This window comes from Xanthomonas sp. NCPPB 1128 (assembly GCF_001043115.1).
Classification (GTDB): domain Bacteria; phylum Pseudomonadota; class Gammaproteobacteria; order Xanthomonadales; family Xanthomonadaceae; genus Xanthomonas_A.
This window is the reverse complement of record NZ_LFME01000070.1, coordinates 1-1,245: the sequence shown is the minus strand read 5'-3', so window position 1 is coordinate 1,245 and position 1,245 is coordinate 1. Positions and strand designations below refer to the sequence as shown.

The following is a 1,245-nucleotide window of genomic DNA, read 5'->3' as shown; positions in this document are numbered from 1 at the left end:
GTAGATACCGTCTTACCCCCTAGCAGGCAAGGGCCCTTTTCGGGTCGAACGCGGTGCCCGATTTGAGGACGCCGTAGGCGAGGTGCAGGAGCTTACGCATGGCAGCACACACGATTTGCTTGCCGGCTTTGCCGCGTTCGCTCAGCCGTTGTTTCAGCGCTCGGATGACCGGATTGTGGGTCATGGCGACCAGGGCCGGCATGAACAGGCCGGCGCGCAGGCGGGGCGAACCGGTGCGCGAGATGCAGACGTGGCCTTTGCGCTCGCCCGACTCCTGCAGACACGGATTCAGGCCGGCGAAGGCGGTCACCGCCGAGGCATCGGCGAAGCGCCTCACATCACCGAGCTCGGCCAGCATCAAGGCCGCGCTGGTGTCGGCGATGCCCTGGATGCTCACCAGCAGCTCGCGCTGCCCCCGCAAGGTCGGATCCTGGTCGATATGGTCATCGATGGCCTGCTCGATCTGGGCGATGTGCGCCTGCAGATCGGTCACATGGTGCTTGATGGAGTCCTTCACCCCGGCGGGGGCCACGTCCAGCCGGTTGCGCTCCATCTGCAGCATCTGTTGCAGATCCTGGCGCCGACGCACCAGCGCCTTGAGCTGCTTGAGCGCCGGCGGGTCAGGCTGCCAACGGCGCAACTGCTCGCGGTGACGCAGGGCATAGCTGGCGATCAGCTTGGCATCGCTGCGATCGGTCTTGACCCGGCTGAGTTGACTGCGCGCGTACGCCGCCGTCTGCGCCGGGTTGAGCACGCACACCTGATACCTGCATGCGTGAAGGTACTCGGCCAGCGCCTCGTGATAGGTGCCAGTGGCCTCCATGGCGATCCAGCTATCGGGCTGCGCATGGGTCTGCAGCCATGCCTGCAGGGCCTGGAAGCCCTTGGCATCGTTGGACAACTTTGCCTTGGTACGGTGCTTGCCATTGGCCAGCTCGATGGCCACATCGAAACTGTGTTTGGCGACGTCAATACCGATGACAGCAGACATACGCGATTCCTCCATCGTGTCAGGGTCATGATCGGCACTGTGCCCGGTCCTGCCTTGTCGATGCGAGTTCACGCCAGAGGCGGACTCTGGATACCGTTCGGACACCCAAGGGCCAGCATGTGGAGGGCGGAGCCGATCTACGATGCAAGCTCGAAGCTTTAGGAGCGACTGGACTTCCCGCACCTCCTCCGATGATCAGTCGGAAGACATGACACCTGTTTAGGGGCGTCACGTCCAGATACAAGGAGCGGCTT

General features: G+C 63.5%; 1 protein-coding gene. It reads right to left on the bottom strand.

Going from position 1 to position 1,245, the window contains the following annotated elements; translation table 11 throughout:
* Positions 1-19: 19 nt before the first annotated feature.
* Positions 20-991, bottom strand: coding sequence for an IS110 family RNA-guided transposase (locus tag ACP93_RS20750; RefSeq protein ID WP_048492551.1), 972 nt, complete (start codon positions 989-991; stop codon positions 20-22).
* Positions 992-1,245 lie beyond the last annotated feature (254 nt).

Bases quoted from the DNA above. Each gene is read 5' to 3' on its own strand.
- ACP93_RS20750 (WP_048492551.1), bottom strand. From the start codon at position 991: ATGTCTGCTGTCATCGGTATTGACGTCGCCAAACACAGTTTCGATGTG.